Origin of the sequence: Corynebacterium testudinoris, assembly GCF_001021045.1 — a bacterium.
Lineage (GTDB): Bacteria > Actinomycetota > Actinomycetes > Mycobacteriales > Mycobacteriaceae > Corynebacterium > Corynebacterium testudinoris.
In genome coordinates, this window is sequence record NZ_CP011545.1 from 2,422,933 (window position 1) to 2,449,069 (window position 26,137).

Annotated in this window: 25 protein-coding genes; 15 read left to right on the forward strand and 10 right to left on the reverse strand. The window is 63.4% G+C overall.

Annotated features, from left to right (window positions below; translation table 11 throughout):
• Positions 1-83: 83 nt before the first annotated feature.
• From CTEST_RS11655 to CTEST_RS11685, 7 genes are read left to right on the forward strand one after another with little or no spacing between them, the layout of a single operon-like run.
• Positions 84-3,044: a Na+/H+ antiporter subunit A gene (locus CTEST_RS11655; protein ID WP_047253873.1), complete on the forward strand. Its 2,961-nt coding sequence runs from the start codon at positions 84-86 to the stop codon at positions 3,042-3,044.
• Positions 3,045-3,536 (forward strand): Na(+)/H(+) antiporter subunit C, encoded by a 492-nt coding sequence (locus CTEST_RS11660; RefSeq protein ID WP_047253874.1) that lies wholly within the window; start codon positions 3,045-3,047, stop codon positions 3,534-3,536.
• A complete protein-coding gene (locus tag CTEST_RS11665) occupies positions 3,529-5,286 on the forward strand; it encodes a Na+/H+ antiporter subunit D (protein WP_047253875.1) in 1,758 nt (585 codons plus the stop codon). The genes CTEST_RS11660 and CTEST_RS11665 overlap by 8 nt, the downstream gene beginning before the upstream one ends.
• Entirely contained in the window at positions 5,283-5,792 is a 510-nt protein-coding gene (locus tag CTEST_RS11670) for a Na+/H+ antiporter subunit E (protein ID WP_047253876.1), read from the forward strand. The genes CTEST_RS11665 and CTEST_RS11670 overlap by 4 nt, the downstream gene beginning before the upstream one ends.
• Positions 5,793-5,797: 5 nt before the next feature.
• Positions 5,798-6,073 carry a monovalent cation/H+ antiporter complex subunit F gene (locus CTEST_RS11675; RefSeq protein ID WP_047253877.1) on the forward strand — a complete coding sequence of 92 codons (276 nt, stop codon included), beginning with the start codon at positions 5,798-5,800 and terminating at the stop codon, positions 6,071-6,073.
• 3 nt (positions 6,074-6,076) lie between these two features.
• Positions 6,077-6,457, forward strand: a complete 381-nt coding sequence (mnhG, locus tag CTEST_RS11680) for a monovalent cation/H(+) antiporter subunit G (protein WP_047253878.1) — start codon at positions 6,077-6,079, stop codon at positions 6,455-6,457.
• A gap of 15 nt (positions 6,458-6,472) precedes the next feature.
• Positions 6,473-6,658 (forward strand): PspC domain-containing protein, encoded by a 186-nt coding sequence (locus tag CTEST_RS11685; RefSeq protein ID WP_047253879.1) that lies wholly within the window; start codon positions 6,473-6,475, stop codon positions 6,656-6,658.
• Here CTEST_RS11685 and CTEST_RS11690 read toward each other — a convergent pair whose 3' ends face one another.
• The 4 genes from CTEST_RS11690 to CTEST_RS11705 are packed head-to-tail and all read right to left on the reverse strand — an operon-like array spanning position 6,659 to position 9,233.
• The gene (locus CTEST_RS11690; protein WP_047253880.1) at positions 6,659-7,222 is read right to left on the reverse strand and encodes an alpha/beta fold hydrolase; all 564 of its coding nucleotides are present in this window, start codon (positions 7,220-7,222) and stop codon (positions 6,659-6,661) included.
• Positions 7,212-8,354, reverse strand: coding sequence for a glutamate--cysteine ligase (locus CTEST_RS11695; RefSeq protein ID WP_047253881.1), 1,143 nt, complete (start codon positions 8,352-8,354; stop codon positions 7,212-7,214). Before CTEST_RS11695 ends, CTEST_RS11690 begins: the two co-directional genes overlap by 11 nt.
• A gap of 19 nt (positions 8,355-8,373) precedes the next feature.
• Positions 8,374-8,958, reverse strand: a complete 585-nt coding sequence (locus CTEST_RS11700) for a LytR C-terminal domain-containing protein (RefSeq protein WP_052844392.1) — start codon at positions 8,956-8,958, stop codon at positions 8,374-8,376.
• A 5-nt stretch (positions 8,959-8,963) separates the two neighbouring features.
• Positions 8,964-9,233: a DUF3263 domain-containing protein gene (locus CTEST_RS11705; protein ID WP_047253882.1), complete on the reverse strand. Its 270-nt coding sequence runs from the start codon at positions 9,231-9,233 to the stop codon at positions 8,964-8,966.
• Between CTEST_RS11705 and CTEST_RS11710 the strand changes: the two genes are divergently transcribed.
• Genes CTEST_RS11710 through cls form a run of 4 tightly spaced genes read left to right on the forward strand, consistent with a single transcriptional unit; the run spans position 9,232 to position 13,140 of the window.
• Positions 9,232-9,816 (forward strand): peptide deformylase, encoded by a 585-nt coding sequence (locus tag CTEST_RS11710; protein WP_047253883.1) that lies wholly within the window; start codon positions 9,232-9,234, stop codon positions 9,814-9,816. The genes CTEST_RS11705 and CTEST_RS11710 overlap by 2 nt on opposite strands.
• Complete coding sequence (locus tag CTEST_RS11715) at positions 9,813-10,814, forward strand: N-acetylglutamate synthase, CG3035 family (protein ID WP_144413325.1); 1,002 nt, start codon at positions 9,813-9,815, stop codon at positions 10,812-10,814. Before CTEST_RS11710 ends, CTEST_RS11715 begins: the two co-directional genes overlap by 4 nt.
• A gap of 10 nt (positions 10,815-10,824) precedes the next feature.
• Positions 10,825-11,646, forward strand: a complete 822-nt coding sequence (locus CTEST_RS11720) for an exodeoxyribonuclease III (protein ID WP_047253885.1) — start codon at positions 10,825-10,827, stop codon at positions 11,644-11,646.
• Positions 11,647-13,140: a cardiolipin synthase gene (gene cls, locus CTEST_RS11725; RefSeq protein ID WP_047253886.1), complete on the forward strand. Its 1,494-nt coding sequence runs from the start codon at positions 11,647-11,649 to the stop codon at positions 13,138-13,140. It begins immediately after the preceding gene.
• On the opposite strand, the gene CTEST_RS11730 is transcribed toward cls, so the two are convergent.
• A complete protein-coding gene (locus tag CTEST_RS11730; RefSeq protein WP_052844393.1) occupies positions 13,112-14,353 on the reverse strand; it encodes a multidrug effflux MFS transporter in 1,242 nt (413 codons plus the stop codon). The two genes, cls and CTEST_RS11730, sit on opposite strands and share 29 nt — an antisense overlap.
• A 224-nt stretch (positions 14,354-14,577) precedes the next feature.
• On the opposite strand from CTEST_RS11730, the gene CTEST_RS11735 reads away from it, so the two are divergent.
• Positions 14,578-15,699 carry a Na/Pi cotransporter family protein gene (locus CTEST_RS11735; RefSeq protein ID WP_144413281.1) on the forward strand — a complete coding sequence of 374 codons (1,122 nt, stop codon included), beginning with the start codon at positions 14,578-14,580 and terminating at the stop codon, positions 15,697-15,699.
• Between the two features lie 111 nt (positions 15,700-15,810).
• Here CTEST_RS11735 and CTEST_RS11740 read toward each other — a convergent pair whose 3' ends face one another.
• From CTEST_RS11740 to CTEST_RS11750, 3 genes are read right to left on the reverse strand one after another with little or no spacing between them, the layout of a single operon-like run.
• Positions 15,811-16,572: an ABC transporter permease gene (locus CTEST_RS11740; RefSeq protein WP_047253888.1), complete on the reverse strand. Its 762-nt coding sequence runs from the start codon at positions 16,570-16,572 to the stop codon at positions 15,811-15,813.
• Positions 16,573-16,575: 3 nt separating this feature from the next.
• On the reverse strand, positions 16,576-17,505 hold the full coding sequence (locus CTEST_RS11745) for an ABC transporter ATP-binding protein (protein WP_047253889.1): 930 nt from the start codon (positions 17,503-17,505) through the stop codon (positions 16,576-16,578).
• 22 nt (positions 17,506-17,527) lie between these two features.
• Positions 17,528-18,013 (reverse strand): NUDIX domain-containing protein, encoded by a 486-nt coding sequence (locus CTEST_RS11750; RefSeq protein WP_047253890.1) that lies wholly within the window; start codon positions 18,011-18,013, stop codon positions 17,528-17,530.
• Positions 18,014-18,078: 65 nt separating this feature from the next.
• On the opposite strand from CTEST_RS11750, the gene CTEST_RS13620 reads away from it, so the two are divergent.
• Genes CTEST_RS13620 through CTEST_RS11765 form a run of 3 tightly spaced genes read left to right on the forward strand, consistent with a single transcriptional unit; the run spans position 18,079 to position 23,152 of the window.
• Positions 18,079-19,650, forward strand: coding sequence for a hypothetical protein (locus tag CTEST_RS13620; protein WP_144413282.1), 1,572 nt, complete (start codon positions 18,079-18,081; stop codon positions 19,648-19,650).
• Positions 19,650-20,720, forward strand: coding sequence for a glutamate ABC transporter substrate-binding protein (locus tag CTEST_RS11760; protein WP_047253892.1), 1,071 nt, complete (start codon positions 19,650-19,652; stop codon positions 20,718-20,720). The genes CTEST_RS13620 and CTEST_RS11760 overlap by 1 nt, the downstream gene beginning before the upstream one ends.
• The gene (locus CTEST_RS11765; protein WP_047253893.1) at positions 20,717-23,152 is read left to right on the forward strand and encodes a serine/threonine protein kinase; all 2,436 of its coding nucleotides are present in this window, start codon (positions 20,717-20,719) and stop codon (positions 23,150-23,152) included. Before CTEST_RS11760 ends, CTEST_RS11765 begins: the two co-directional genes overlap by 4 nt.
• Positions 23,153-23,222: 70 nt before the next feature.
• Here the strand turns inward: CTEST_RS11765 and CTEST_RS11770 are convergent, their stop codons facing one another.
• Entirely contained in the window at positions 23,223-24,422 is a 1,200-nt protein-coding gene (locus tag CTEST_RS11770; RefSeq protein ID WP_047253894.1) for an acetate kinase, read from the reverse strand.
• Position 24,423: 1 nt separating this feature from the next.
• Positions 24,424-25,797 (reverse strand): phosphate acetyltransferase, encoded by a 1,374-nt coding sequence (gene pta / locus CTEST_RS11775; protein WP_047253895.1) that lies wholly within the window; start codon positions 25,795-25,797, stop codon positions 24,424-24,426.
• Between the last annotated feature and the right edge of the window lie 340 nt (positions 25,798-26,137).

Below are 26,137 nucleotides of genomic sequence, written 5' to 3' on the forward strand. Positions count from 1 at the left end.
TCAACCTGCCGCTGGGGGTGTCCACAACTGCGCTGCCCCGATCGTCTTGTACGCCCACGCTGTGAAGGGGAACACCAAGTATCGTGCTGCTACTTCTCGGAGCACTTACCGTCGCTGCCATAGTGGCGCCAGCTCTCATCCGACTCATGGGCAGATCAGCATTCGCCCTGCTTGCCCTCGTTCCCGCGGCTGGGTTCTTTTGGGTGCTGTCGCTGTTTACTAACGGCACGTTCCTCAACGATGGGGCGCTCGTCACCAATATCGAGTGGATGCCCACCGCTCACTTGAATATTGAGATGCGCCTTGATTCGCTGGCTGGTTTGTTCAGCCTCATTATCTTGGGTGTCGGCGCGCTGGTGCTGTTTTATTGTTGGGGCTATTTCGATTCGAATCCGCGCCGTCTCGCGGTGTTTGGCGGCCAGATGGTCGCTTTCGCGATGGCGATGTTTGGCCTGGTCACCTCGGACAATTTCCTGTTGATGTACATCTTCTGGGAGATCACGTCGGTGCTGTCTTTCCTGTTGGTGGGCTATTACGGTGAGCGGGCGTCTTCGAGAAGGTCGGCTGGCCAGGCGTTGATGGTGACCACGTTGGGTGGCTTGGCCATGTTGGTGGGCATCATTCTGCTGGGTCGTCTGACGGGCATCTGGCGGTTGTCGGAGATTCCGCAGTTCACGGAATTGGCGACGACTCCGCATATCACCATTGCGGTCATCCTCATCTTGGCGGGTGCGCTGTCGAAGTCGGCGATTGCGCCGATGCATTTCTGGTTGCCGGGTGCGATGGCTGCGCCGACGCCGGTTTCGGCGTATTTGCACTCTGCGGCCATGGTCAAGGCGGGTATCTACCTTGTCGCGCGCCTGGCCCCGAATTTCCATGTGGTTGATACGTGGCATTTGGTGGTCATCCCGTTGGGCTTGTTCACCATGCTCATGGCTGGGTGGATGGCGTTGCGGCAGAAGGATCTGAAGCTCATCCTTGCTTATGGCACGGTGTCCCAGTTGGGCTTTATCACGGCGGTCGTGGCGGTGGGTTCGCGGGAGGCGATGTTGGCGGGGCTGGCGTTGACGTTTGCGCACTCGCTGTTCAAGGCGTCGTTGTTCATGATCGTGGGCGCCATTGACCATACGACGGGTACCCGCGATATTCGTGAGTTGTCGGGGTTGGGGCGCAGGCAGCCGCTCGTTGCGCTGTTGGCGATTGTGTCGGCGGCGTCGATGGCGGGTATTCCGCCGCTGTTTGGCTTCGTGGCTAAGGAGGCGGTGCTGGAGTCGGTCATGCATGAGGAATTGCTGGTGGGTATGCCGCGCAATCTCATGCTCGTCGCGATTGTGGTCGGTTCGACCCTGACGGTGGCGTATGCGCTGCATTTCCTGCATGGGGCCTTCGCTACGAAGAAGTCCTCGCACGTTAGTGGTGGCGGCCGTTCGGAGGCGGTGGAGAAGATGCATGCCATCGGTCCGCAGTTGTGGCTGGCTCCGCTCGTGCTTACTGCCCTGACCGTGTTCTTTGGGTTGTTCCCCGCGCCGTTGTCCAGCGCCATCACCATGCATTTGGATAATGTCACTCCGCTCATGCCGGGCGAGAGCGCTACCTATTTGGCGCTGTGGCATGGGTTTACTCTGCCGCTGTTGTTGTCGGCGCTCATTGTTGCGGTCGGTACGGTCATGCATTGGCAGCGGGCGGTGGTGGCTAAGGCGCAGCCGGAGGTCCCGGCGTTGGGCAGTGCCGATTCTGCGTATGATGCGGTGCTAGATATGTTCCGCCGCATGTCGTTGCGTTTGACGGCGTCGACGCAGCGGGGTTCGTTGGTGGCCAACTTGGCCATTATTTTCGGTGTGCTCATTGTGTTGCCGGTGACGGCGCTCATTATTGGTGAGCGCAGTGATGTCCGCATGGAGTTGTGGGATTCGCCGTGGCAGGCGTTGGCGTCGGTGATTATTATCGTCGCGGCGATTGCGGCTACGCGGATGGATAACCGCTTGTCGGGCGTGATTTTCGTTGGTGTGACGGGCTATTCCATTGCTTTCATCTTTGCGTTGCAGGGTGCGCCGGATTTGGCGCTGACGCAGACGTTGGTGGAGACGATCGTCATGGTCGTGTTCATGTTGGTGCTGCGTAAGCTGCCGTCGACGACGGAGTGGAAGCAGTCTCCGCAGGCCAATCGCCTGCGGGCGTGGCTGTCGGTGGCGGTGGGTCTGTCGGTGACGTTGGTGACGATGTTCGCTATCAATGCTCGCAACGAGGAGCCGATTTCGGTGTTCATGCCGGATCTGGCTCAGGAGATTGGCCATGGGGCGAACGCGGTCAACGTGTTGTTGGTGGATATTCGTGCGTGGGATACGTTCGGCGAGATTTCGGTGTTGGTCATCGCGGCCACTGGCGTGGCCTCGCTCATCTACCGCACGAGGTCATTTACCAGAGCTTCTCGACGTCCGACGCTCTCCGTCACCGGCCGCCGCTGGCTGGCCGCAGGTGTCGAGACCGAAAAACAACAAAACCGCTCCCTCATGGTCGATGTGGCCACGCGGGTGTTGTTCCCCTCGATGATTGCGTTGTCGTTGTACTTCTTCTTCGCCGGCCACAATGCGCCGGGTGGTGGCTTCGCCGGCGGCCTCGTTGCCGCCCTGGCGTTCACGCTGCGCTACCTTGCGGGCGGGCGCGCCGAGTTGGAGGAGGCGTTGCCGATCGATGCTGGTCGTATCCTCGGCTCGGGGTTGGTCATCGCGTCGATCGCGGCGATCTGGCCCATGTTCTTGGGCTACCCGCCGCTGACCTCGGCGTATGACTCGGTGGATTTGCCGCTCATTGGCAATATGTCGCTGCCGTCGGCGCTGATCTTCGATACGGGCGTTTATCTCATCGTCGTCGGGTTGATCATGCACATTCTCAATTCTCTTGGTGGTCAGCTCGACTTGGAGGAGGAGATGCGCAAGCAGAGGGCGCGCGACCGCGCGCGCTCGATGGCGCGTGCGGCCGAGAGGCGACAACGAATAGCGAGTGAGAAGGCGTCGATAAGCACTGGTACGAAGGGAGAGAAGTAGATGGTAGCCAACCTGTTTCTGCTGTTAGCTGCTGGAACGCTGATTTCCGCTGGTGTGTACCTGGTGCTCGACCGTGCGATGACGAAGATGATGTTGGGCCTCATGCTCATTGGCAACGGGGCGAACCTCCTGCTGTTGCAGGCGGGTGGGCAGGCGGGTTCGCCGCCGATCATGGGGCGCGAGAGCACGGAGTATGGCGAGAAGATCGCTGATCCGCTCGCGCAGGCCATGATCCTCACCGCGATCGTCATTTCCATGGCGATGACTGCTTTCATTCTCACGTTGGCGTATCGCCAGTACCGCTACCGCACTGCGGACGTTATTGAAGATGACGTGGAGGATGCTGCCATCGCCGCCCGGCCCGCAACCGCGAGTGCGGCGCCGGACCATGATGCGTCCGATGACCCAGAGACGGGCCGTTTGACCAGTGAGGGCGATAGTTTTGGCCCGAAGTCCTTCGAGGCTCCAGTGAAGGCGGGCGAAGATGTCTGAGTTTTTCCTGCCCTACGTTGACCTGCTCCTGCCCTTGATGCCTTTCCTCATTCCGCTGCCGGTCATCCTGCCGGCGGTGGCGGCGGCCTTGGCGCTGCTGGCTGGCCGACGCCCACACATCCAGCGGATCATTGCGCTGGGAACGCTGACGGTGCTCATCGTGCTGACGGCGTCGATGGTCGTGGTCGTCGATATTGAAGGCATCCAAACTGTCCAGTTGGGCGGCTGGGACGCACCCATCGGCATCACGCTCGTCGCTGACCGCCTGTCCACGGTCATGCTCACCGTCTCCTCCATGGTCCTGTTCTGCGTCATGTGGTACGCGATCAGCCAGGGTGTGCGCGACGGCGGCAAGGACGAGCCCGTCGCGGTGTTCCTGCCCACGTACATGCTGCTGAGCATGGGCGTGAACATGTCCTTCCTCGCCGGCGACCTGTTCAACCTGTACGTCGGTTTTGAGGTCTTCCTCGTCGCCTCTTACGTGCTGCTCACCCTCGGCGCCTCCGCGTCGCGAGTGCGCGCGGGCGTGTCCTACGTCATGGTGTCCATGGTGTCGTCGATGATTTTCCTCTTCGGCCTCGCCATGGTCTACGCCGCCGTGGGCACGGTCAACCTCGCGCAGATCGGCATGCGCATGGATGAGATCCCCTCCGGTACGCGCGCCGCCATTTTCGGTGTCCTGCTCGTCGCCTTCGGCATCAAAGCCGCCGTCTTCCCGCTCGATGCCTGGCTCCCCGACTCCTACCCCACCGCCCCGTCCCTGGTCACCGCCGTGTTCGCGGGCCTGCTGACGAAGGTGGGTGTGTACTCCATCATCCGCATGCGCTCGGTGGTGTTCACCGATGGCTCCCTCGATGGGCTGTTCATGTGGGTGGCTCTGGCGACGATGATCGTGGGCATCCTCGGCGCCATGGCGCAGAATGACATCAAGCGATTGCTGTCATTTACCCTGGTCAGCCACATTGGTTACATGATCTTCGGCATTGCCCTCGGCTCGGCGCAGGGCCTGTCAGGCGCGATCTTCTACGCCGTGCACCACATTCTCGTCCAAACCGCGCTGTTCCTCGTCGTTGGTCTCATCGAGCGCCAAGCCGGCACGTCTTCTTTGCGACGTCTCGGTTCCCTCGCCTACACCGCCCCCGTCATCGCCATCCTCTACCTCATCCCGGCGCTCAACCTGGGCGGCATCCCACCGTTCTCCGGGTTCCTGGGCAAAATCATCCTCATCGAGGCCGGCGCCAACGAAGGCAGCTGGCAGGCATGGGTGCTCATTGCCGGTGCCGTGATCACCTCCCTGCTCACGCTCTACGTCATGGTCATGGTGTGGTCGAAGGGCTTCTGGCGCGACCGCAAGGACGCCCCGGAAGGCAACGTCGCGACGGCCCGCCCGGCCCCCCTCGCCGATGTCACCGACGAGGTGGAATTCGGAGAGCGTGACGACGTCGGCCGCATGCCCGTCGGCATGGTCGCTTCCACGACCACCCTCATCGCCGCCTCCCTCGCCGTCTCCGTCCTCGCCGGACCGATCGCCGGCGTCACCGACCGCGCCGCCGAATCCGCTCAGGACGTCTCCATCTACCGCACCGCCGTGCTGGGTACTGACTTCTCCAACCCCTCGCGCACCCTCGACCAGCAGCGGCTCGACGATGGCTCCGATGATCTGCGCAACCGCGAACACGGCCTGCCCGAGCCGATACCGGTCATCTCATCGACCCCGGCCGAACCGACTACAGAGGAGGCCCAGCCATGATCGCCGGACTCAAGCGCCGCTGGCGCCCCTGGTTCGTTGTCTGGATCACCCTGATGTGGTGCCTGCTCATGGGCGAAATTAGCTGGGCCAACGTCATCGGTGGTTTCCTCGTGGGCCTCGTGGTGGTGCTGGCGCTACCATTGCCCGCCATGCCCATCGCCGGGTTGAGCATCAAATGGGGGACGCTAATCAGCTACTTCCTCGTCTGGATCTGGGACTTGTTCATCGCGTCCTTCCGCGTGGCGTGGCTGGCGCTGCGACCCGCCGCACCCCCCAAGACGGCCATCGTGCAGGTGCCCATGCGTGTGTCCTCGGAACTGGTCATGACCTTTGCCACCGCCCTGTACAACCTGCAGCCGGGTGGATCGGTCAGCGACATCGACATCGCCAACCGCATGTGGACAGTCCATCTCCTCGACGCGGGCAGCCCCGCGGCCTTGCAGCGCGAGATCGATAGCATCGCCAGCCTGGAACGCCGCATGATCCACATCTTCGAGAGGAGCTAAGCACCATGGACCCCTCCATCTACAACGCCTTCCTGCTGGTCGCTGCCGTCATCATCAGTATTTCTTTCCTCATGATGACCTGGCGCATCCTCGTGGGTCCCAACTCCCTCGATCGCGTCCTCGGGCTCGATGGCTTCATCGCCATGCTCCAATGCGCCCTGGCCACCTACATCTGTTGGACCCTGGACACCACGGTCGCCAACGCCATGCTCGTCGTCGCGTTGCTGGGCTTTATCGCCTCCGTGTCCGTCGCCCGCTTCCGCAAGAGGGATGGTGCCTAACCCATGACCTATTCACTGTTTGCCGACGTCGCGTCGTTGATCCTCATCATCACCGGCGCCTTGTTCGTGTTCTCCGCCGCGGTCGGTGTCGTCCGCTTCAAGGACACCATGTCCCGGGTGCATGCGATCACCAAACCGCAGACCACGGGCCTGGTGCTGGTCATTCTCGGCGCGCTCCTGCGCGTCACCGGCTCCCCCGAGTTCGGCATGGCCGAGCGCGGAGACTTAGGCGTCCTCGTGCTGCTCGTCCTCTTCGCGGCGATGACCTCCCCGGTTACGGCGCAGCGCCTCGGCCGCGTCTCCCGCCGCGAGGGCCTGTACGGCAAGCCCGAGACGATGTCGCGTAACGACGCCCCCGCTGAGAAGTCCCTGCGCAGGCGCTAGGTACCTCACACTCCCATGCCGAAGCAGTTCTATCGCACGACGCGAAATAAGCAGATCGCGGGAGTGTGCTCCGGGGTTGCCGAGGTTTATGGCATGAAGCCAGACACCGTGAGATTGCTCTATGTTCTAGCGCATTTTTTCGGGCTTCCGTTGTTCGCCGTCTATCTCTTTCAGTGGCTCGTCTACCCCATCGACGAGTAGCTAGGCGAGCAATTCCCGGACGACCAGCGCCGGGTTGTTTTCGTACCAGAGGCCTTCGGGCACGCGGATGACCTTTGCCGCTTCGATGGTGTCTGGGGTGTCGGCGGCGCTGAAGATGGTGAGGGGAATTCCGAGGATTCCGAGCTGGCCGGTGAGGTCGTGATCGCGGAGGGATTCCAGCGACTCCATGGCTTCATCCTTGTCGATGCCGCGGCGGCGCAGGAGGAAACGCGGGATGAGGCGCAGGGCCTTCATCTGGGTGTTGATGGTTTTTTCGTCGGTGCGCAGGGGGGCGTCGGAAAGCAGTAGCCGGGTGACCCGGTTGGGTTGGGCGAGGGCGAATTGGGCGGCGACGAGGGCGCCGGTGCCGTGGCCGAAGAGGATGACGCTGCGGAGTTCGTGTCGGTCGAGGTAGTCCTCGAGGGTGCGGCATTGGTCGTCGATGCTGCCGACGGAGAGGTTGGGCAGCCAGGGTGTCACGTCGGCGGGCAGTTCTTGGACGACGCCGGTGTAGGTATCGGGCATGCGGCCCATCGGGTGCAGGAGAACGAGGTTAGTGCTCAAGGGGAGTCAACTCTTCCATCTCGTCGCAGGTGAGGTCGATGACGGGGGTCCAGGAGCCGGTCTCATGGAAGGCTCGGCGTTGGCGCTGGTATCCGGCGCCTCGTTCGAGGATCTCTACCACCAGTTGCAGCTCGTCGAAGCAGCCAAGCTCGCGGGCTAGCAGGGCAAGCTCGTCGGCGAGTTCGGCGAGTTCTTGGGTCACCCAGCGTTCATCGGTGTCGCGGGAGGTGATGATTTGGGCTTCCATGCCATAGCGGGCGGCGCGCCATTTGTTTTCGGCGACGTGCCAGGGCTGGAGGATGGGGAGCTGTTCGCCGCGGTCGATCATGCGGTCGTAGTGAACGACGAGGCAGTGAGTAAGAGCAACGACGGCGGAGAGTTCCCGCAGGTTGGATGTGGCATCGGCGACGCGGACCTCGATGGTGCCCCACTTGGCGGCCGGGCGGATGTCGAAGTGCATCGAGCCGGTGTGGTTGATGACGCCGGAGATGCCCTGGTCGTGCATGTAGGATTCCCATTCGGCCCAGGTCTGGAATTGATAGGGCAGGCCGGCGGTGGGTAGTTGCTGGTAGAGCATGGTGCGGTTGGAGGCGTAGCCGGTATCGATGCCGTCCCACCCGGGAGATGATGCGGTGAGCGCGAGCAGGTGGGGGTACTTGGTCATCATCGCGTTGATGATGGGCCACACTCGATCGGCGGAGGAGATGCCAACGTGGACGTGGATGCCCCAGATCAGCATTTGGGAACCCCAGAAGCGGGTGCGCTCGATGATCTCGGTGTAGGCATTCTTTTCCGAGACGGGGTTCTGCCGGAAATCGGAAAACGGGTGTGAGCCGGAGGCCCACAGGCGCAGGCCGAGGGAATCGGCGGCCCCTTTGACGCAGGCCAAGCTATGGGCCAGCTCGGAGATGGCCGCCGGGGTCGTTGGGTGGATGCCCGTGACCAGCTCGACGGTGTTTTGGAGGAACTCCTTTTCCAGGTGGACCTCGGGGTGCGCGGCGTTGACGGCGGCGATGACCTCGGCGGCTTTGGGCGCGAGGTCCCGGGTGACGGGGTCGACGAGGGCGATCTCCCATTCAATGCCCAAGGTGGGCTGGGGTGAGCCATGGAATTGAATCGGGTCGATCGCCATCACGATGGCTCCTTAACAGTTACAGCGCGACCTGGTTGACCAGGACGAGGGTGATGTCGTTGGCGCCGTTGGTGCCATCCGGTAGAGCCTGATTGTATTCCTTTGCTACTCCCCCGACGCGGTCGGCTAGCTCTCGGGCGCGGCGTTCAGCATCGGCGTTGCCGGGCTGGAAGTAGACGGTGTTCTCCGGGTGGATGATGTCGGAGACATTTCCCACTTCACCGATGTCGAAGCCCTGCCTGCCGAGGGTGCCGGCGACATCCTTGGCCAGGTTCGGCACGGTGGAGTTGTTGAGAATATTAAGGCGGGCGGGGCCTTCGTTTGCACCCGGCGCGGGGGCGGGGGCAGAGGTGGTGTCCTCTGGGGCTTCGGTCGGGGCGGACGTGGGCGCTGGCGCCGCGACGGTGGTTTGCGGCGCGGCAGCGGAGGTCGTCTCCGGTGCGGCCTGCTCGGAGGAGGTGGAGTTTTGCGTCATGGCGTACACGCCCCACAGGCCGAGGATGACGGCGACGGCGATGAGCACCATCGCGAGGCCGCGCAACGGCAAGCCGGAAGCGCCGGAAGAAGCAGTGTTGTCCTGATTGTCCTGATTCACATTCGTCACAGTAGTCACTCTAGCTTTTCGTTGAGCAGCGCCCGCTCACCGGCGCGCCTGTCGCGGACCCGCCGCAGGCGGGACAGTAGGACGGGGTGGGCGGACATGGCCGCGGGGACGTCGATAAGCAGGTTGAGGCGCTGATAATAACGGACGGGGCTGATGCCCAACTGCGCCCGGATGGCCTCTTCCTTGGTGCCGGCCGAGCGGGGCGCGCGTTCCTCGAACGCCAAGAGGCGGGCGTCGGATTCGGAGAGCTCGGACATGCCTAAACTGTAGAGCATGACTGTGCGCCCCATTGTTATCCACGGCGACCCCGTGCTCCATCATCCGACTACTCCCGTCGACCCCGCTGACATCGCCTCCGAGGAGATGCAGACGCTGATCACGGACATGTTTGAGACGATGGACGTGGCCAATGGCGTTGGCCTGGCCGCCAATCAGGTCGGGGTGAGCAAGCGCGTATTCGTTTATAACTGCCCCGACAATGAGGGCGTTATGCACACCGGGTGCGTGATTAATCCGGTGCTCACCACCTCCGCCATCCCGGAGACCATGCCCGCCGATGATGGCACCGACGACGAGGGGTGCCTCTCTCTGCCGGGCGAGGGCTTCCCGACGCCGCGGGCGCACGAGGCCACCGTCACCGGCTTCGACGCCGACGGCAACGAGATCACCGTGGACGGTACCGGTTTCTTCGCCCGCTGCCTGCAGCACGAGGTCGGTCACCTCGATGGCTTCGTGTACACCGACGTGCTCATCGGCCGCTACAAGCGCCAAGCCAAAAAGGCGATCAAGGCCAACGGGTGGAACCAAGCCGGTATGACGTGGATGCCGGGCGTCGACGACGATCCCTTTGGGCACTGATGGGGATCTTCCGTTCTGATGAGCCGCAGGTGGGCGACCGGATCGTCGTTCGCCGGATCCTGCCGGACACCCCGGGCCATCTCAGCGATGTCATCGGCCACGTGGTGTCCGTCGATCCGCTCGTGGTGCGCCCGCAGGAGGTCGGCGGTTTTCCCAGCGAGGCGGAGTCGCTGGAGATCCCGCCAGAGCAGGTGAAGGTGCTGAAGAAACTCTCCCCGCGCATGATCCGCAACTCCGACATCCGCGCCGTCGAGGTCGCCACCGCCAAGGCTTTCCCGGGCACCGAGCACACGTGGACCGCCAACGGTCAGTGGCTCATGCGCGCCGGTGATGGCATCACGGAACGCTCCAATTCTGCCGTGCCGCTCGGCCCCTCGGCGGGGTTTGAGGCCGTTCCGCTGGATGAGATCACCGCCTTTTACGCCCGCCACGACCTGCCCGTCCGCCTGCTCATTCCCGAGCGCATCGGCGCCCCGGCGGAAAAGCTCACCGCCTCCGGCTGGACCTTAGGCCCGGAAATTATCGTCATGACCAGGTCGTTGGCGGATGTCCCGGTCTCTGATGCCGCGCCGGAGCTGCGCTTCCACGTCGACGACCAGCCCGACGATGATTGGCTCGCCCTCTACCACTTCCGCGGCCAGTCCCTCCCCGTCCGGGCGCTCGAGCTGTTGCGCGAACAGATCGACGGCCAGATGGGCTTCGGCCGCCTGCTCACCCCCCATGGTGAGACCGTCGCTATCACGCGCGGCACCCTCACATCCTCGGGCGATGGCAGTCTCTGGCTCGGTTATTCGGCCGTCGAGGTCGACATTGCTTATCGACGCCGCGGTCTCGGCACCCGCCTCGGCATCGACATGTTGCGTTGGGGCGCCGCCAACGGCGCTGATCGCGCCTACCTCCAAGTCATCGCCTCCAATGCGGCGGGGCGCGCACTGTATAGCAAACTGGGTTTCGGAGAGCACCATCGACATCGCAGCGCGGAGCTAACTCACAGGTAGTCTGTACTACATGCGAATCGTCAATTGGAACGTCAACTCCGTGCGAACCCGCGCGGAGCGAGTCGTGGAATTCCTGCACCGCCACGATGTCGATGTCCTGGCGATGCAAGAAACCAAATGCTCAGACGATAAATTTCCCTACCTCGCCTTCGAAGAAGCCGGCTACGAGGTAGCCCACATGGGCCTGAGCCAGTGGAACGGTGTGGCGATTGCATCAAGGGTGGGCCTCGCGGACGTCGATAAGCATTTCCCCGGACAACCCGGATTCGACAAAGACCCATCCCAACCGCAGGACGTGGAGGCGCGCGCCATCGGCGCGACGTGCAACGGCGTGAAGGTGTGGAGCCTGTACGTGCCCAACGGGCGCGAAATCGCCGACCCGCACTACGACTACAAACTCCGCTGGCTCTACAACCTGAAATTCCACATCGCGGACACCTTGCGCGAGGACCCCTCGCATCGGGCGGTCTACCTCGGCGACTTCAACGTCGCCCCCCTTGACATCGACGTGTGGGACCCCGCCTTCTTCGAAGGGAAAACGCACGTCACCGAGCCGGAACGGCAAGCCTTCGACGGGCTTATCGACGTCGGGCTCACCGAGGTCACCCGCCCCCTCACCGCAGAGCGTTTCACCTACTGGGACTACAAGAGCCTGCGTTTCCAGAAGGGCGAAGGCATGCGCATCGATTTCCAGCTGGCCACCCCAGCCCTAGCCGGGCAGGCGCGCGCCGCGTTCGTCGACATTGAAGAACGCGCCGGCAAAGGAGCCTCCGACCACGCACCCGTCGTCGTGGACTACGTCCCCACCGCAGACTACGACGAGGTCCGCTAGATGAACATCGCCTTCGACCTGAGTACCTGGCAAATGATCGGCCTGATCATTGACTACTCCATCAAGATCTTCGCCATCGGCTTCGTCCCCGAAGGACGCCGCCCCAGCTCCTCCACCGCCTGGCTGCTGGCCATTTTGCTCCTCCCCTTCATCGGACTGCCCCTGTTCCTCCTCATGGGCTCGCCGTACATCAACCGACGCCGCCACCGCATCCAGCAAGAAGCGAACGCGATGATCGAAGACATCCAGGCCGACACCCCCGACTTCCCCCAGTACGTCGACCTCTCCGAGGAAGTCCAATCCATCATCCGCCTCAACCGCAAGCTCACCAACATCCCCGCCGTCGTCGGCCACAACGAAGGCCTCCACACCGACTACAACCAAACCCTGCGGCGAATGGCCGAAGCCGTGGACACCGCCACCGACCACGTCCACGTCGAGATCTACATCACCGCCTGGGATTCGACCACCGACGTCTTCTTCCGCGCCCTCGAACGCGCCGTCCAACGCGGCGTCAAAGTGCGCTTGCTCTTCGACCAAGTCGGCTCCCTGAAATACCCCCGCTACCTCTCCCTGGGCAAACGCCTGACCGCCATCGGCGTCGAATGGCAACTCATGCTCCCCCTCAAGCCCTGGCGCGGCCGCTTCCGCCGCCCCGACCTGCGTAACCACCGCAAACTGCTCATTATCGACGACCGTCTGGGCTTCATCGGCTCCACCAACATGATCGAGCGCTACTACCGCGTCCGCGAAAGCCAACAACCCGAACGCCAATGGATCGACCTCATGGCCGAACTCACCGGCCCCGTCGTCTCCTCCATGGCCTTCGTCTTCGCCGTCGACTGGTACTCCGAAACCGGCGACCTCCTCGAAATCATCCCTCCCGAGCGCGAACACGACCAACCCGGCATCGACGAAGAACCCTCCGACAACGTAGTCCAGCTCGTCCCCTCCGGCCCCGGCTACACCACCGAGCCCGTGCTGCGCATGTTCACCTCGATCATCCACCACGCCCAAAAACGCCTGGTCCTCTGCTCCCCTTACTTCATCCCCGACGAATCAGTACTCGAAGCAGTTACCACCGCCTGCTACCGCGGCGTCCACGTCGACCTGCTGGTCTCCGAAAAGTCCGACCAGTTCATGGTCCACCACGCCCAGTCTTCCTACTACCAAGCCCTCCTCGAGGCCGGCGTTCACATCCACCTCTTCCCCGAGCCTTACGTCCTCCACTCCAAGTTCATCCTCGCCGACCCCGACGAGGACGGCGAATCCCTGGGCACCCTCGGCTCCTCCAACATGGACATGCGCAGCTTCGGCCTCAACTACGAGTCGACGCTCATGATCACCCACGGCAACCTCATCGACCAGCTCAACGAACTAGCCACCGCCTACCTCGCCGTCTCCCGCCTATTGACGCTGGAAGACTGGAACCAACGCGGCTTCTTCCGCCGTTACACCGACAACGTTATGAAGCTGACGTCGGCGCTGCAGTAGTCTGCTTCCCGGCGTACACCGCACCGGCTAGCGCAATCAACGAGCAGGCCAGCATGCCAACGGCCATGTTCAACCCCGGGTTAGCCCCCAATCCCATCACCGGGCTAATCGAGCCCGCAATGCCAAACTGAGCGAACCCCATCAGCGCCGAGGCCGAACCAGCCCGCTCACGCACCAGCCCCGTGCCCAGGGCCGTGGCATTGCCCATGATGATGCCGGTCTGCGCCATAGCAATAAACAGCAACCCGACAATCACCGGGACGATGGGCGTGATGCTCACCACCAGGAGGAGCGCCGCGCTGGCGGCAATGAAAATCCCCAGCGAGATGAGCAACAACCGCTGCGTATTGATGTGACCGATGAGCCGACCATTGACAATCGTTCCCAAAATGATGCCCACGCCGTTGAAGGCGAAGATCAGCGCGTAGGTCTGGGCGCTAAAGCCCAGCTCCTCTTGGAAAAGAAACGAGGAGGCCGAAATGTACGAAAACATCGCCGCGAAGGTGAATGCAAAGGCGACCAAGTACCCGCGATAGCCAGCACTACGAAGCACGTAGGCATAGTTGCCCACGATGCCACGAACGGTGGCCGGGCTCCGCTCCTCCGGCGGCTTCGATTCCCCAATCACAAACACGACGACGAGCATCTGCACCGCCGCGATCCCGGCGAGGACCCAGAAAAGCCCGCGCCACCCGATCGGGTCGAGGAGCAGACCTCCCGCCACCGGAGCGAGGATCGGAGCCACGCCCTGAATGGACATGAGCAGTGAAAATGCTCGAGCCGCCACGGCTCCCTTCGCCAGATCCGGAATGACGGCTCGGGCCAGCACGATACATGCACCCGCCCCCAGACCCTGGATGAGCCTGGCACCAATGAGGATGCCGATGTTCGGGGCCACCGCCGCAATAACGGCAGCCACCAGGGCGATGCCCGCACCACCCAACATGAGTTTGTGTCGGCCGATCGCATCCGAAATAGGGCCGATAACCAACTGGCCGATCGCCAAACCCGCCAGGAAACCCGACAAAGTCAACTGCACCATCGCCGGTGTCGTGCTCAACTCTGCGGCGATGCCAGGCATGGCCGGCAAGTACATATCAATAGAGAAAGGAGCCGACGCCGACAGCAGCGCCAGGCCTAAGAGCAGCGGAACGCCGATCGGCTTGTCGTCCTGCCCTGGCGCTGGGTGGGCATCGTTGGCATGCTTCGTCATTTCGCACACTTTAGTCCACGCTTTAGTCCACGCAGAGCCGCTCAGCCGGGATGATAGATTTGATGAGAAATGTCTGAGTATCAGGGTAAAAGTTCGTCGGGGTGGTCGACGTGACCGCCGAACACACACGTCCACCGTCCCTTCCCGGCACACACCATTTTGTCAATCCTCGCCACATCCCCGCCGATCGAGATTTCGTTGCACTATCGCGGCTCGGATCATCAGTGCGCTGGTGCGCAGTTGTAGCCACCATCGCCGTCATGTTCGTGGCGGTGTACCTTATCCTCGACGGTGCTTCCGGCGTCGGCTCCGGTGCCGTTGCCCGGCTCTTCGACCTTGCCACCAACCCCATCATCGGTGTGCTGATCGGCATCGTCGCCGCGGCATCACTCCAATCCTCCACCACCGTCACCGCCTTGACGGTGGCCGCCGTGGGAACTGGAGGGGTGTCAGTCCCTGTGGCCATTCCCATCATCTTGGGCGCCAACATTGGCACCACCCTCACCCCCCTGCTGGTGGCGTTCAGCTTCGTCGGCGACCGGGGAAATTTCCGACGCGCCTTCGCCGCCGCCTCCCTCCACAGCTCCTTCAACCTGGTGTTTGTCATGGTGGCCTTCGTCTTGGAGCTGGCCTTCCACCCCCTTCGGTCATTCACCGGCTGGGTGTCCGAAACACTCCTTGGTGAAGGCTCCCAACACACCCCCACCGGCAACGTCGTACTGGAGCTCGTATCGCCCATCATTAACACCATCGGCTTCCGCGGATGGCTCGGTGACGTCTTCCCCTCGGGCGTCGCGCCCGTGATGAGCATCCTCATCGGCACCGTGCTCATCATGGTGAGCATGCGGGTGTTGAGTTCCCTGCTGTCGACCCTGACAGCCGCGAAAACCCGCACCCTCATGGAACGCTCCTCGGGATCCTCCGAGGCGTTGGGATTGTTCTCGGGAGCGGCGGCGACCGCACTGACCCAAGCCTCGTCGGTGGTGATCTCCTCATTGCTGCCATTCTCAGTGACGCAGTCATTGCGACAGCGCGAGATCCTGGCCATTACCCTCGGCGCGAACGTAGGCACCACGTTGACAGCCCTGCTCACCGCCTTGGCGGTGCCCGGCTCCATGGGTTCCTTTGCTGTCCAGGCCGCCTTGGTCCACGTGGCTTTCAACCTGGGCAGCTGCCTGCTCGTCTTCTTCCTCAAGCCCCTGCGCTCCATGTTGTTCGCCATGGCAGAGTTCTCAGGGCGTATCGCCTCGCGCAGCTATTCCCTCACGGCTGGGCTCATTGCGGGCGGCTACTTGGCCCTGCCGGTGGTGATCATCGTTACTCATACGCTGCTCGCGTCGCGATGAGGATGTCGGGAGCGCAAGGATTCTCTAAAATGCAGATCGCGCTGGGCTGCGACCTGGGGAAATGATAGGTAGTACGCGGGATTCTAGAGAATCTATGTCACGCTGCCAGCCTCAGGCATCGCGCCGCTGCAGCGCGACGACCCCCAAGACCCACAGCACGACGGCCCAGGCGAAGAAGTAGACGCCTGAGCCGTGGACGCCCCACGGGGCGTCTTGCACGGGGGTGTTCATGACGAAGGCGTTGAGGTTTTCAAAGGGCAGGAAGCGCGCGATGTCGTTGCCCCAGTTGGGGATGAGGCGCACGATGCTTTCCAGGCCCATGAACCACACGAGCATGAGGGCCACGGTGCCCGCCGTTTGGCGCAGCAAGAGCGCCATACCCTGGGAGAAGACGACCAGGGCCGCAGCTGCGGTCGGGAAAGTCCACATGATGAGGAGGGCGGACTCGTCCTTAAAGGGCTCGAAGAGGGCGGCTGCGGAAGCGGGGGCGAGGGCGTCGGCAAGCAGGAAGCCAGCGACCACGACGACGAAGGTCAAAATAGCGGCGATAGCCGCGTAGAGCAGCAGCTTCGCCAACGCGACGGTCCAGCGTCGGGGGGTGGCCAGGTACGTGACCGATTGGACCTGGTAGCGATACTCCGTGGTGATGATCATGATCGCCTGGATCATGAGCACGCAGAAGCCCAGGAGGTACACGGCGGTGGCGATGGAGGAGGCCCAGATGGTGGGGAACCCGCCGTCGGCCTCCATGGCGGTATAGCCCATGACGCCGGCCCAGCCGACGGACATGAGGACAAAAAGGGCGGTGGTCCACCAGAATGAGCGGGTGGTGCGCAGCTTGGTCCATTCGGAAGCAAGGGTGTTGATGAACATGGGTTACTGAGCCTCCTGGCCGCTGGCCTGGTACTGGACGGAATCGGTGGTGGAGTCCATGAAGGCGTCCTCGAGGCTGGCTTGGCGTAGCGCGAGCTCCCGGACCGCGAAGCCCTCAGAGAAGGCGAGGGCGCCGATTTCATCGGTGCTGCGGTTGGGGACTTCGAGGACGGGGCGGCCGTCCGGGTCGGTGGAGGTGGTGGAGGCGAAGCCCAGCTCGGCGAGGCGGGCCGCGAAGTCCTCCTGGCGCTCGGTGCGGACCTGGACGACGGCAGCGGAGTGCTCGCGGATGAACTGATGCGTGGTCGTGTCGGCGACGAGGCGACCTCGTCCGATGACGACGAGGCGGTCGGCGGTCAACGCCATCTCCGACAGCAGATGCGAGCTGATGAGGATGGTGCGACCCTCTGCGGCGAGGGCTTTGAGCAGGCCACGGACCCAGCGGATGCCCTCGGGGTCGAGGCCGTTGACGGGTTCGTCGAGGATGAGCACACGGGGATCACCCAGGAGAGCCCCGGCGAGGCCGAGGCGCTGGCCCATGCCGAGGGAGAATCCGCCGGCCTTCTTCCCCGCGACGTCGCTCAGCCCCACGAGGCCCAAGACTTCATCTACCCGGCGCGGCGAAATGCCGTTGGTCTGGGCCATCCACTTCAAGTGGTTGGCGGCAGACCGATTGGGGTGGACGGCTTTGGCGTCCAGCAAGGCGCCCACCTGCTTGAGGGGGCGACGGAAGTCGCGGAAGGGGCGGCCGTCGATAAGCGCGGTGCCAGAGGTCGGGTTATCCAACCCCAGAATCATGCGCATCGTGGTGGATTTACCGGCGCCGTTGGGGCCGAGGAAGCCGGTAACGACGCCGGGCTCGACGGTGAATGTGAGATCCTCGACGGCGCGGACCTGGCCATAGTGTTTGGTCAGACCTTCAAGCTGAATCATGCTGTACACCTTGCCACAGCATTCAGGAAGAAATCCTGTGAATGGCCTGTAGAAGCCCCGGGAGTGCGCTTTCGAACGCGGGCATGAGCGGCAACGTGTCCAAGGCACCCAACGGCACCCACCGCAGTTCGAGGGATTCCTCATTAGGATCCACCGGGAGCGGCTCCCCCGTCACGGTCTGCGCGATGACGGTGGTGTAGGTCCACTGATCCCCAGGGTAAGGGCCCGCGGTGACCTCGGTGTACAACACCTCGACGAGGCTGGGATCGACGGCGGTTTCCTCCATCGCCTCCCGGAGGGCAGCCTCCACGGCGGTTTCGTGCGAATCCCTCGCCCCGCCGGGCAACGCCCAGGTGCCACCCTGATTGGTCCACTGCGCGCGGTGCTGCATGAGCACCCGCCTGTCCTCGCCTGATCCGGCCAGCAGCATGAGCCCGGCAGCACCGAACCGGCCCCACACGCGCACTCCCGCGGGCCCGGCAGCCCACCCGTTTCCATCACCTTCCATAAAAACGACAATAGACACCCCTCAGGCACATGACATCGGACACAATTCGGGGTTATCATGAGTCAATGACCGGCGCGAAGGACTCTGGCGAGCCTGCACATACCGCCGTGGAAAAACCTTCCCGCGCCGGGGCGCTGAAATACCGCCGCACCAGGCTACGGGCTATGTCCGGTGCCCTCTCCACCCGGCGCGCCGTCCTGGTGGATGACGATGGGGCGGACGTCCCCGAAGACACCCAGGATCACTGGCTGGACCAGGTTACCTCCGATGAGGAATTCCGCCGCCGCTCCGTATCCAGCCGATTGATGGATACGTTCTCGGTGCCGTGGTTATGGCTGCGGCGGGTTTTTTCCTACCTGGTCACCACGCCCGGCAAGATGCTCAGCATTGCGCTGCTGCTGTCCTTATCCATTTTCGCCGCCGGGTATTCCATGTCGCAGTCCTCGGCGGACCGGCAACAATCTCTTGACGTCCTGCTCACCACCACCGAGCCCATGAGCTACTCGGCACACAACCTCTACACCTCCCTGTCACTGGCCGATACGATCGCGACGACCGGGTTCGTCCAGGCGGGAGTAGAACCAGCGGGGACGCGCAACCGCTACAACGCCGCGATCGATCGCGCGATGGTGTCAGCGGCGGAATCCTCCGCGGGCATTGGGTTCAACGATCGCCGCGCGCTCGACCTCATCGCCAGCATTGAACGCCAAATCCCCATCTACACGGGCCTCATCGAAACGGCCCGGACGAACAACCGCGTGGGCAACCCAGTCGGCGTGGCGTACATGGCCGAGGCCTCGGGCCTCATGCGCGAAGACATCCTGCCCGCCGCCGCCGAACTCTTCGCACTGACCAGCCGCGAGGTCCGGGAACAGCAAAACAACCTCACCCAGCCACAATGGGTTCCGCTCTCCGGGTTGCTGGCCGCCGTGGTGTTCCTCGTGTTCTCCCAGTGGGCGCTGTGGCGGATGACACGACGCCGGCTCAACAAGGGCTTCCTCGCCGCGACGGGCCTCATGATCGTAGCCATCATGTGGGTGAGCGTGTCCAACTTCAGCACGTGGCAAGCCGGCACGCGCGGCTTCGCGGAAGCCTCCATGCCGTGGGATTCGCTGACGGCCTCCCGCATCCAGGCGCAGCAGGCCCGCACCTCCGAGACACTAGCCCTGGTCAGGCGGCAATCGGTGGCCGATTCCACCACCCAATTCGAATCAGCCACCGGCGCCGTCACCGACGCCCTGGATGATTTCGAGCAAGCCGAGGGGCACAATCCGCGCGGCACGGGCGACCGCAACCTCACCCTCATCACCGAGGCCCGCAGCGCCCTCGCCGACTGGGAGGCCGCCCACGTCCGCTTCACCGGCGCGATGGTCGACGGTGATTACCAGGAGGCAATGCGGCAAGCGACCACGAACCTGGCCACGCCGGGGGAACCGGCCACCTCGGCAGGATCGTATGACCGGCTCGACGCCGCCCTCTCCCGCCTCATCGCTGATGCCCGCTCCTCCATGCGCGCCTTCATCAACGACGGGTTGGCTGCCACGCAGCTCGTCGCCACTGCGGTCCTCATATTGTCGCTCGCGGCCATCGCCGCGGTGTGGATCGGCATCCGCCCCCGCCTGCAGGAGTACCTGTGATGCGCCTCCGCAACGGCAAAACCCGCCACGCTAAAACCCGATTCTTCGCCGCCCTCCTGGCCGTGAGCATCGCCGCCTCCGCCTGCACCCCGCTCAATTTCGAATCCCTCCATCCGACCGATACCCCGGATGATGAGGATCGTCCGGCCGCGCACGCCTACGGCCCGCCCCTTCCCGCCGGTGCCACGGTGGAAAACCCGGGCGATCAGCCACCGCAGGAGATCAACACCAGCGACATCATCGGATCCTTCCGCCCCGATGATCGCACCCCCATCGAGCTCATCCCGCGGATTGTTCACCGCGGGCGCATCATCGTCGGCGTCGATCAATCCCAGAATTTGTTGTCCTATCGCGATTCCGTCACCGGCGAGCTCCGGGGCTTCGAGGTGGACCTGGCCAGGGAAATTTCCCGCGATATTTTCGGCGACCCGGACCGCGTTGATTTCCGCTTCATTGAGTCCGCCTCCCGGGCCGAGGCATTGGAAAACCACGACGTGGATATGGTCATCCGCACGATGACGGTGACCCGCCTGCGCCAGGAGCAGGTGCTGTTTTCCACGCCGTACCTCACCACGGATTCTCGCCTGCTGGTGATTAAGAACTCCGATATCAAGGGAGTGGCTCAGTTGCCGGGCCGCACGGTGTGCGTCACCGACGGGTCGACGGCTCTGGAGAAGGCGCGGTTGAATGCGCCGCAATCGCGCATCCTCAAGACGCGGAGCTGGGCGGACTGCCTCGTGGCGTTGCAGCAGCACCAGGCCGACGCGATCCTCTCGGATGACACGATTCTGTCGGGTATCGCGGCGCAGGATCCGTACACGGCGATCGTGGGAAGTACGTTGGCGTCGGAATCCTATGCGGTGGCCATGCCGCTGCCCGATGCTCTCTACGATTCGGTCCCGCTGACCCGGCAGGTCAACTCGACGATCGAGCGGCTGTTCCGGGATGGCACGTGGTGGCAGATGTATAACCGCTGGTTCGCGGCATACAACGCCACCGCCGGGCCACCGCCACTGAACTACCGCCCAGAAGATCCGGACGATGCAGGAAAGGCCGAGGAGGAACAATGAGCACCCCGCCGCCACCCACCTCCTTCCCCCAGGATGAGACCCCCACGACCGGTGTAGTCCACGAGGAGGTTTTCGAGCCGGAGGATTCCCCCACCGGCACCCAGGCCGTCGCCTTTGACCCCTTCGCCGATGATGATGAGGACGAGGAGGATTGGGGTAAGTACGACGAGTCGATGGGGGATATTTCCGCGCTGCTGGCTGATCTGGATAATCTCCGCGATCACTCCCCCGCCACTGTCCCCACGTCCACGGCACTGTCCAAGCGCGACGATACGTCCGCGCGGGCGAGGCAATTGGCGCTGTCGACCTTCCGGCAGCGGCGCAGGGCCGAGCGCACTGGTCGCACGGTTGCCGATGGCATGGTCAACCTGCCGTTTGTGCGCCCCTCCGACCCGGAAGAGGCGCTGGTTAACCCGACCGAGGCGGTAGAGAAGAAGGGAATTCCTCAGCCGCAGCTGCAGCCGGGCGACATGGTGGCCGGGCAGTACGAGATCTTGGGCGTCATTGCCTTTGGCGGCATGGGGTGGATTTATCTGGCCAATGATCATCATGTGTCGGGCCGCCACGTGGTGCTCAAGGGGTTGCAGTCGACGAAGTCGGCTGATGAGCACGGGGCTGCCATCGCGGAGCGGGAGTTTTTGGCGGATATTACCCACCCGGGCATCGTGAAGATTTTTAACTTTATTGATGATCCGCGGGTCCCCAGCGGTTTCATCGTCATGGAGTTCGTTGGTGGGCCGTCGTTGCGTAGCCGCCGGAATGAGCAGGAAGATCATGTCCTGCCCATCGATTTGGCCATTGCTTACATCCTCGAAGTGCTCCCCGCGCTGGACTATCTGCATTCGCGGGGGGTGGTGTACAACGACCTCAAGCCGGACAACATCATTGTCACGGAAGACCAGGTCAAGCTCATTGACCTGGGCGCGGTTTCCGGCATCGGCGCTTATGGCTTCATCTATGGCACGAAGGGTTTCCAGGCTCCGGAGGTGGCGGCGGAGGGTCCGAGCGTGGCCAGCGACATCTACACCGTGGGGCGGACGTTGGCGGCGTTGACGGTGCATCTGCCGAAGGAAGACGGCATCTACGTACCGGGCCTGCCGGACCCCACCGAGGTACCGACCTTCCGCAAGTATTTGAGCTTCTACCGGTTCTTAGAGCGAGCTTGCCACCCCGATCCGAAGCGCCGTTTTGATTCAGTGAAGGAGATGTCCACCCAGCTCTATGGCGTGCTGCGTGAGGTCTTGGCGGTGCGCGATGGTGAGCAGTTCCCCGCTCAGCATTCGCTGTTCTCGCCGCAGAGGACGACCTTTGGCACCAAGCACCTGGTGTTTCGCACCGATCAGCTCATCGACGGCATTGACCGGACAGTGCGGATCACCTCCCCGGAGGTCGTCGCCGCGTTGCCCGCCCCGCTCATCGATCGCAGTGATGTCGGCGCCGCCATGCTCTCCGGTTCTTCCTACACCGAGCCGCAGGAGGCGCTGGAGACGTTGCGGCAGGCGATGAAAACGCCGGAGTATGAGCAGTCGGCGGAGATCCCGCTCGGCGTTGTCCGCGCCATGTTGGACCTGGGCTTTACCGGCCAGGCCCGTACGTGGCTGACGTCGTTGGAGGGGCGGTTGGGCCACGATTGGCGTTACCAGTGGTACGCCGGCGTCACTGCGTTGCTGCTCGATGATTATTCCAGCGCCCAGAGCCATTTCGCCGAGGTGCTGCGGATTCTGCCGGGCGAGGCTGCCCCCAAGTTGGCGTTGGCGGCTGTCGATGAGCTCATTATCCAGCAGTTGGGTTTCCACAATTCCCAGCTCATCCCGGAGAAAACTGCGCGGGCGGCGTCCTATCTGGGCAGCACGCTCGACACGATTGACGGCGAGGAACTGACCCAGCTGACCAAGAACTGGTCGTATGAAACCCAGGATCCCGCCATGCTGCGCTTTTCCGCCATGCGCCTCTACGGTCTGGTGTGGGCGACCAACTCCACGACGGTGTCCTCCGCGTTTGGCCTCGCGCGCCAGCTCATGGCCGAGAATCAGATCGAGATGGCCGTCGCCGCGCTGGACAAGGTGCCGCAGGCTTCGCGCCATCACCGCATGGCCCAGCTGACCACCATTTTGCAGCTCATCTCCGGCACGCTCACCGAATCACGCATTCGCCGCACCGCCCGCCGTCTGGAGGAGATCCCCACCAACGAGCCGCGCTTCCTGCAGATCAAGATCGCCGTCATGTCGGCGGGGCTCAACTTCCTCCGCAATGCCGGGGTGGACACCGCGGCCTCCCCCAATGACCTCTTCGAGTTCCACTTCACCCAGCGCGGCCTTCGGCGCGGCCTCGCCGAAACGCTGCGCTTGCAGGCCCGCCAGGCGCCCTTCCCCATTCACCGCTACAACTTGGTGGACATGGCCAACCAGGTCCGCCCGGTCACCTGGTTTTAAAAAAATGCTTATCGACGTCCCCGTGACCTCCCGCATGCGGGAGGAAGGGGGACGTCGATAAGCAGTGTTTCTAGCCCTTCGCCAGCAAGGTGGCCTTCTGCGCGATGGCCAGTTCCTCGTTGGTGGGGACGACGAAGACCTTGATGGTGGAATCATCGGTGGAGATCAGGCGCGCGCCGTCGTTGGGCAGATCGTTGCGCTCCGGGTCGATCTTGATGCCGTACATTTCCAGGCCAGCGAGCGCGTCCTCGCGGACGAACTTGGCGTTCTCGCCGACACCGGCGGTGAAGGTGATCGCGTCGACGCGGCCGAGGGCGATCATGTAGGAGCCGATGTAGCGGCGCAGCTGGTGGATGTAGATGTTGTAGGCGGACCAGGCGTCGGTATCACCGTTGTCAATCATCTCTCGCAGCGCGCGGAAATCGTTGACCCCCGACAGGCCCCTGATGCCGGACTGGCGGTTGAGCATCGTATCAATCTCGTCGATGCTTAGGCCCGCGGTGCGGTAGAGGTGGAAGATGATGCCCGGGTCAATATCGCCGGAGCGGGTGCCCATGACCAGGCCCGCGAGCGGGGTCATGCCCATCGACGTATCGATGGCGTGGCCGCCCTTGACCGCGGAGCAGGACGCACCATTGCCCAGGTGCAGGGTGATCTGGTTGACCTCGCTGCTGTCCTTGCCCAACAGCGCCGGGACCTGCTGGGACACGAACTCGTGTGAGGTGCCGTGGAAGCCGTAGCGGCGCACGCCGTTGGCGCCCGCGACCTCAGCGTTGATGGCATAGAGGGCAGCGGCCGGGGGCATGTCGGCGAAGAAACCGGTGTCAAAAACCGCGACGTGGGGGATGTCCGGCAGCATCTCACGGGCGACCTTGATGCCGTCGATGTTGGCGGGATTGTGCAACGGCGCCAGCGGGATGAGGTCCTGGATCATGTCCACCACCTGGTCGGTGATGATTTCCGGGTGGGAGAAGACCTTGCCGCCGTGGACAACGCGGTGGCCGACGGCGGAGACGTGCACGTCATGCGGGCCAACACCGTGCTCGGCGAGGATGGCGAAGGCCATCTCCAGACCGGCGGAGTGATCGGGGACCGGCAGCTCGGAGGTGACCTTCTCGCCGCGGATCTTGATGGCGATGGTGCCCTGCGGCTCACCGATCTGCTCGACGAGGCCAGAGACCAGCGGCTCGGCGCTGGCGTCGGCGGAGGGGTCAAGGATCTGGAACTTGATGGAAGATGATCCAGAGTTGAGAACAAGTGCGTAAGTCAATTTACTTTCCTCCGGCCTGGATGGCGGTAATGGCAACGGTGTTGACGATGTCCGGGACGGTGGCGCCGCGAGAAAGATCGTTGACGGGCTTGTTCAGACCCTGCAAGATCGGACCAACAGCCAGGGCACTGCCCGTGCGCTGCGCGGTCTTGTAGCCGATGTTGCCGGCCTCCAGGTCGGGGAACACAAAGACGTTGGCGTGGCCAGCGACATCGGAGTCGGGCATCTTCTTCTTGGCCACTCCGGGGTCGACGGCGGCGTCGAACTGCAGCGGGCCATCCACCTTGAGGGAAGGATCGATGCGCTTGGCGTGCCCGAGGGCATCGATGGCGCGGTCCACGTCCGGGCCGGAGCCGGAGGAGCCGGTGGAGTAGGACAGGATGGCAACGCGGGGATCAATGCCAAAGGCCGCGGCGGTCTTCGCGGAGACGACCGCGATCTCGCCGAGCTGCTCGGCGGTCGGGTTCGGGTTCACCGCACAGTCGCCGAACGCCCACAGGCGCCCGCGCATGACCATGAGGAAAATGGAGGAGACCACGGATGCGTCCGGGGTGGTTTTGATGATCTGGAAGGACGGCTTAATGGTGTGCGCCGTGGTGTGGGCGGCGCCGGAGACCATGCCATCGGCCAGGCCCTTGTGCACCATCATCGTGCCAAAGTAGGAGATGTCTTGCATCGTCTCGCGCGCTTCTTCCAGGGTCACGCCCTTGGACTTGCGCAGCTCAACGAAGTCGTTGGCAAACTCCTCCGCCAGCGGCGAGCTGAGGTGGTTGATGATGTGGGCCTTGGTCAGGTCCACGCCCAGCTCACCGGCGCGGTTCTTAATGTCCGCCGGGTCACCGAGGATGGTGATTTCCACGATGTCGCGGTTGAGCAGTTGCCCAGCGGCGAGCAGAATGCGGTCGTCCTCGCCCTCCGGCAGCACGATGTGTGCCTTGGCGTCCTTGGCGCGGCCGAGCAGCCAGTTTTCAAAGACCGGAGCGGACATCACCGGGCTGACCTCGACGTTGAGGGCCTTTTTCAGCTTGACCACATCGCGCAGCCCATCTTCGGTGACCGCGGCGGCGATGACGGCATCCAGCTCCTGGGCGTGGCGTTCTGCCAGCTGTACGGCGCGGCCGGGGGCGTCCGTGAGCAGGAGGACGGGGACGCCGTAGGCGGCAGCCACTTCGTTGTCGAAGTGGAGGTCACCGGTGCCAACGATCAAGGCCGGGCCATCATCGAGCAAGCCGGCTGCCACGACGGAGCCAATCTTGGCCTCTACCTCGTCGAGGCGCTTGACGCCCAGGCCGAGGGAGGCGGCGAGGCCATCAATGTCAACACCGTCGAAATTACGGTTGACGACGCTGAGCAGTGCCGATCGGGGGTCAGACATGCGTAACCTTTCTGTCGCTGTGGGATCGGTCGCCATTCTATAACCAATGTCGCCCCTGCCACACTGCTTCCCGGAATCAATTTTCAGACTTAACACGACATAACCAGACACTTTGCTTTCCGACGCCGCCGTCACTCCCACAGGCTGCCCGCCCGCCGCCCCCGGCGGGAAAAGAAAAAACCCACGTCACAGGCCATCTCTGCGGTCCGCCACGCGACCACATGGGAGTCGCCCATCCCAGAACTGCCGCCGTTATCACCGGGCATGAGACGGGCGATGAGGCCCGGTTGAAGTCTGCAAACCTCCGCAAATTGGGCACCGGGGCTTCCCCCTGCTCATC